We start from the raw sequence: 5,765 nt of genomic DNA, 5'->3' as shown, positions 1-5,765 counted from the left end.
GTCCACCACCGGACGCAGCGGCCCCGGCGGCGGGGCACTGCCGCGCCGCCGCGCCTGCGCCAGCAGCTCGCCGAGCGCCTTCGGGCCGATGGGTTCACCGGGCTGATGCGGAGTCAGCACCAGTTCGATCTCCCCGACGCTGGCCTCCAGCTCCGCCAGGACCAGCCGCTGATCACCGATGCGCTCGGAATACCAGTCGAACGCCGGATGCGCCGGCAGGTTCTGATACTCGTATGAATCGTCCTGCACCAGAACCTGATTGACGATCAGTTCGGCGACCCGCACCCCCATCAACGCCAGCGAACCAAGCGTGCGGATCGCCTCGGCGGCCACCACCCGTTCCGGGGTCAGCACCAGGTGAGCCGTCACCGTGTCGGGATCGGTGAGCAGCGAGCCGAGGCTCTCGACACCGCGGTTCACCCGCTCCAGCAGATCGATGACCGCAGCCGAGGAGCCGGTGTCGGCCAGGCTCAGCCGGCGGTGCCGTGGCCACGCCCGCTCCAGGTACAACCCGAACGTCGAAGGCAGCGTGAGCATGCGCAGGGCATCGGCCGTCGACGCGCAGTCCACCACCACCTGGTCCCACTCACCGGAGGCGGCCAACTCCCCGACCTCATGAAGACCGAGTACTTCCTGAATACCCGGCAGCGACGAAAGCTCTTCGGGTGCAACAGTTCCTATGTCAGAATCGGGGAATCGCAGCGCCAGCGGCGCAGCGATCTCGCGCCAGCGAGCGGCCAGCACCTCGAGGGTGTCCAGCGCCAACGCGTCCAGCACACCGCCACCTTCGTCGGCGAACACCCGCACCGGGGTCCGGTCCCCCACCGGCGGCACCGGCACACCGAGGACATCACCGAGCGAATGAGCCTGATCCGTGGACACCAACAGCACCCGCTGCCCAGAACAGGCATCCCGCACCGCCGTGGCCGCAGCCAGCGTCGACTTGCCCACCCCGCCTTTACCGACGAACAGGCCTATCCGGGTGGTGGAGTCTTTCAGCCCTCGACTCGATTCTTCAGGTCTTTCAACGCGGTGTCGGTGAGCCGCTTCTCCGCCTTGCGCTTGAGCAGCCCGATCATGGGAATCATCAGGTCGACCGACAGCTCATAGGTGACATCGGTACCGGATCCGTTGGGCTCCAAGCGGTATGCCCCATCGAGAGCCTTGAGCAGAGAACTCGAGACCAGCGACCACCGCACCGACCGGCGATCACTGGGCCATTGGTACTCCAGCACCATGGTGTCCTTGAGCACCGCAGCGTCGAGCACCAGCCTCGCCGTCGTCGGATTCCCGTCACCGTCGGAAGTGAGCACCTCGGTGTCCTTGTATTCCTTCACCCAATCGGGATAGGAACCGATATCGGCAATCACGTCCATCACGGTGCCGGGGTCGGCATCGATGTAGATGGTCTGCGCCGTCTTGTCAGCCACTGATCGCCGTCCTAGCTCATCGATCCTCGAACCGGCGTCAAGCCCAGTCCCTTCCTTCGGTGAGAAACGGTACCCTTCCGGCCCAGAGCCGACGCCCGCTATCGCTGCGGCGCCACTCCGACCGGGCGGTTCCGCTCCACCTCACCCTTCACCTCGAACGCCATTCGTTTTCCGGCCACCCGGCGCGCATGCGTCAGCTTGGCCAGATCGAGCTTGGCCAACTCCCACGCCGCTACCCCGGCGGGCTCGGCGTGCAGAAAATAGTGCAGTTTCACGCCGTCCATCGCCGGTTGCAGCCAAATCTCCATCGTTCCGGTGACCGGACCGGCCACCGTCCACCGGATGCCCGCCTCACCGCGGTCTTCGACCACCTGAAGCAGCAGGTCAGGCCACCACTTGCGCCACCGTGCGGGGTCGGCGACCGCCGCCCCGACCGTGGCGCCGTCGGCGGCGACAAACGTCTCGTCGGCCACCTGGATGCTGTTCATCGCCTTAGCTTCACATACCGGTGAACCTCGAAGTCAGCGGACCCGCGTAGTGAATGGGGTCACACAGCTACCGCAACGACGACTACGCTCGGGTAGCCACACCCGTGTCAGCAACCGAGAGGTCCGACCATTGCGTGAGTTGACTGTGCCCGCATCGTTTTCAGTCGGCGAGCATGACAACGTTGCCTCAGCCGTCTTCGAGCACGAGCGCAACGATCCCGACCACGTCATCTATCAGCGCCTGGTGGACGGAGTCTGGACCGATGTGACGTGTGCGCAGGCCGCCGCCCAGATCCGCTCGGCCGCGCAGGGATTGATCGCCCGTGGGGTCACTCCCGGTGACCGGGTGGCGATCCTGTCGGCCACCCGCTACGAGTGGGCGATCCTGGATCTGGCGATCCTGAGCGTCGGCGGCCTGACCGTGCCGATCTACGAAACCTCCTCGGCCGACCAGGTCCGCTGGGTGCTCACCGACTCTGCGGCCGTGCTGTTGTTCACCGAGACCGACGCGCACCGGGAACTGGCCGCCGCACTCACCGATGAGCTGCCCGCGCTGCGGGAGGTCCTCACCATCGACGGATTCGGGCCGAAGGCGCTCGACGAGCTCGCCGCCGGGGGCGCGGCGGTGGATCCCGCCGAAGTCGACAAACGGGTCAGCGGGCTGCGGGCCTCCGACCCTGCGACGCTGATCTACACCTCGGGGACCACCGGACGCCCCAAAGGCTGCCAGCTGACACATTCGAATCTGCTGCACGAGACGCGTGGCGCCAAAGCCGCTGTCCCCACCCTGCTGCAAAAAGGTCAGCGGCTGCTGGTCTTCCTGCCGCTGGCGCATGTGCTGGCCCGCGCGATCACCATCGCCGGATTCCACAACAAGGTCACGGTCGGCTTCACCAGCGACATCAAGAACCTGGTGCCGATGTTCTCGGTGTTCAAACCCACCATCGTGGTGTCGGTGCCACGGGTGTTCGAGAAGGTCTACAACACCGCCGAACAGAACGCGGCCAACGACGGCAAGGGCAAGATCTTTGCGATCGCCGCCCAGACCGCCATCGAGTGGAGCGAAGCCCAGGACGGTTCCGGACCGGGCCTGTTGCTGCGCCTGAAGCATTCCGTGTTCGACCGACTGGTCTACGGCAAGCTGCGCGCCGCCCTCGGCGGTGACTGCCGGGCCTCGATCTCCGGCGGTGCCCCGCTGGGCGCCCGGTTGTGCCACTTCTACCGCGGCGTCGGCCTGACCATCTACGAGGGTTACGGCCTGACCGAGACCAGCGCCGCGATCACCGTGAACCAGGTCGGCGCGGTACGCGTGGGGACCGTCGGCAAGCTGGTTCCCGGCAACAGCCTGCGGATCGCCGAGGACGGTGAATTGCTGGTCCGCGGCGGCGTGGTGTTCGGCGGGTACTGGCGCAACGAGCAGGCCACTGCCGAAGCTTTCACCGACGGCTGGTTCCACACCGGTGACCTCGGCGAGGTCGACGCCGACGGGTTCGTCAAGATCGTGGGCCGCAAGAAGGAGATCATCGTGACCGCCGGCGGCAAGAACGTCGCCCCCGCGGTGCTCGAAGACCAGCTGCGGGCGCACCCACTGATCAGCCAGGCGATGGCCGTCGGCGATGCGCAACCGTTCATCGGGGCGTTGATCACCATCGACCCCGAAGCCTTCGACGGCTGGAAGCAACGCAACGGCAAGACCGCCACCGCCACCGTCGGCGAGCTGAGCACCGACCCCGATCTGATGGCGGAGGTCGATGTCGCCGTCAAGCAGGCCAACACCGCGGTCTCGCATGCCGAGCAGATCCGCAAGTTCCGGATCCTGCCGGTGGACTTCACCGAGGGCACCGGCGAGCTGACACCGACGATGAAGGTCAAGCGCAAGGTGGTCGCCGAGAAGTTCGCCGGCGAGATCACCGCTCTCTACGCCAAGGGCTGACCTCAGCTCAGCAGCTTGCCCGCCCGGGCCGCGATGGTCGACCACTGCCACTCACTTGTCACCCAGTCACGGCCGCGTCGACCCATCGCGGCTGCCCGCTCCGGTTGCGCGAGCAGCGTGCTGATGGCGTCGACGATCTGAGTGCCGTTGCGGCCGTCCACCACGTGTCCGGTCTGACCCTCGAGCACGGTCTCCGGCGCCCCGCCGGAATCACCTGCCACCACCGGAATCCCGGTGGCCGAGGCCTCGAGGAAGACGATCCCCAGCCCCTCGACGTCCAGCCCGGAGCCCCGGGTGCGGCACGGCATCGCAAAGACGTCGCCCAACGCGTAGTGCGCCGGCAGCTCGGCGCTGGGAACACTCTTGGTGAAGACAACGTGTTCGGACACGTGGTGGTCGGCGGCCAGGCCGCGTAACCGGTCCAGGTCCGGACCGCCTCCGACGATCACCAGCGCCGCACCCGGTATCCGGTCCCGGATGCCGGGCAGCGCACGGATCAGCATGTCCTGGCCCTTGCGGGCCACCAACCGGGAAACGCACACCACGGTGGGCCGGCCACCGAGGCCGTAACGGCTACGCAGTTCGGCACGTGCCGACGCGTCCGGGCGAAACCGGTTGGTGTCCACTCCAGAGGGCAGGTGCTCGAGCCCGGCGTGGGGTCCGAACGCCGAGGCGAACCGGCCGCGGGTGTAGCGACTGACAAACGTCACCACATCGGTGGTGTCACCGATGCGCCGCAGTGCCGAGCGAGCCACCGGAAGCATCGACCAGCCCACCTCGTGGCCGTGGGTGCTGGCCACGATCCGGGTGGCGCCGGCGCCACGGGCCCGCTGTGCCAGCAGCGCCAGTGGGGCGGCGGCCCCGAACCAGACCGTCTCGACACCCTTCGCCTGGATCAGGTCGCGCATCCTGGCGTCCACCGACGGTTCCGGGAGCATCAACGTGCCGGGGTGGCGGACCACCTCGAATTCCGCGGCCCGGTCGTAGGCGTCGGCGTCCTTCCACTTCGGCGCGTACACCGTCAGCTCGTGGGTGTCGGACAACCGGCGGACCAGCTGTTCGAGGTAGGACTGAATGCCGCCGCGGCGGGGCGGAAAGTCGTTGGTTACCAGTAGGACCCGTTTCATCGGGTGTCACGCTAGCCCGTTGCGGGTCAACCATTCCCGCCACCCCGCGAGGACCTCGGCCGGGTCCTGCCCCGACACCTCCTGCAAGGCGACATCGGCATCGATGTTGTCCGGTCCGGCCGCACGTAGGTAGAAAGCACGCAACCCCTGAGGTCCGTACCGATCGGCAAGATAGCGGGCAAACAGCCACGCCCGGTCATAGGCGAGGCTCAGGCCCGGCTCGGGCACCGCAAAATCGCCGTCGGCGGGCAGCCCGTCCGGCAACGGTCGGCCACGTTGCAGGCTCGAGGCCATCGAAGTGGCCGGCCGGGCCACATAGTCGGCGACACCTTCGGTGAGCCAGCGGGGCGCATCGGCCGCCGTCCAGGCCAGGGCGGCGTAGTGGAACAGCTCGTGGGTCAGCACGATGTGCAGGGCGGCCGGGCTCATCGACACCGCTGCGGGCGCGAACACGATCCGCTGGCCCGAAGCCGTGTGTTCGTGTGCATTCACCGAATCGGCGACCGTCACCGCAGCGATGTGAGAAGTGTCGGCGACACCGGCGGCTTGCGCGCGGAATTCTTCGTCGCTGCCGGCGGCCACGATGACGATGTCGTGCGGCCAGTCGGCCTCCCAGAACGCCTCGACCGCATCGACCGCGTCGTCGAGCTCGGTGACGATGCGTCGCAACAACGGGTCGGTGGCGGTGCCGCCGAGGCTGACCAGGGTGACTTTCCGCTGTCCACTGGCACCGAGCGTGGGTGTCGACGTGGGCGCGGGCGCGGGCGCTGCCGGAGCGGGTGTCGGC

The 5,765-nt window shown here is 67.6% G+C and carries 6 protein-coding genes; 1 reads left to right on the top strand and 5 read right to left on the bottom strand.

The window, feature by feature from the left end:
* The 3 genes from WBB07_RS18720 to WBB07_RS18710 form a co-directional block, all read right to left on the bottom strand.
* Positions 1-999 (bottom strand): ArsA family ATPase (locus WBB07_RS18720; RefSeq protein WP_526309890.1); only part of this gene is annotated, 999 nt, incomplete at its 3' end.
* Entirely contained in the window at positions 996-1,430 is a 435-nt protein-coding gene (locus WBB07_RS18715; RefSeq protein ID WP_526309889.1) for an SRPBCC family protein, read from the bottom strand. The genes WBB07_RS18715 and WBB07_RS18720, both read right to left, overlap by 4 nt.
* Before the next feature lie 98 nt (positions 1,431-1,528).
* Positions 1,529-1,918, bottom strand: coding sequence for a polyketide cyclase / dehydrase and lipid transport (locus tag WBB07_RS18710; RefSeq protein WP_526309888.1), 390 nt, complete (start codon positions 1,916-1,918; stop codon positions 1,529-1,531).
* 130 nt (positions 1,919-2,048) lie between these two features.
* On the opposite strand from WBB07_RS18710, the gene WBB07_RS18705 reads away from it, so the two are divergent.
* The gene (locus WBB07_RS18705) at positions 2,049-3,851 is read left to right on the top strand and encodes an AMP-dependent synthetase/ligase (protein WP_526309887.1); all 1,803 of its coding nucleotides are present in this window, start codon (positions 2,049-2,051) and stop codon (positions 3,849-3,851) included.
* A gap of 2 nt (positions 3,852-3,853) precedes the next feature.
* Here the strand turns inward: WBB07_RS18705 and WBB07_RS18700 are convergent, their stop codons facing one another.
* Together WBB07_RS18700 and WBB07_RS18695 are read right to left on the bottom strand one after the other, a co-directional pair.
* Positions 3,854-4,978, bottom strand: a complete 1,125-nt coding sequence (locus WBB07_RS18700) for a glycosyltransferase family 4 protein (protein ID WP_526309886.1) — start codon at positions 4,976-4,978, stop codon at positions 3,854-3,856.
* Positions 4,979-4,984: 6 nt separating this feature from the next.
* Positions 4,985-5,765 (bottom strand): hypothetical protein (locus WBB07_RS18695; protein WP_526309885.1); only part of this gene is annotated, 781 nt, incomplete at its 5' end.

It is taken from the genome of Mycobacterium sp. (genome assembly GCF_049647605.1).
Classification (GTDB): Bacteria; Actinomycetota; Actinomycetes; order Mycobacteriales; family Mycobacteriaceae; genus Mycobacterium.
The sequence above is the reverse complement of the archived record's forward strand: the minus strand, read 5'-3'. Positions and strand labels throughout refer to the sequence as shown.

Coding starts and splice junctions, on each gene's coding strand:
- WBB07_RS18710 (WP_526309888.1), bottom strand. CDS start 1,918: ATGAACAGCATCCAGGTGGCCGACGAGACGTTTGTCGCCGCCGACGGC.
- WBB07_RS18700 (WP_526309886.1), bottom strand. CDS start 4,978: ATGAAACGGGTCCTACTGGTAACCAACGACTTTCCGCCCCGCCGCGGC.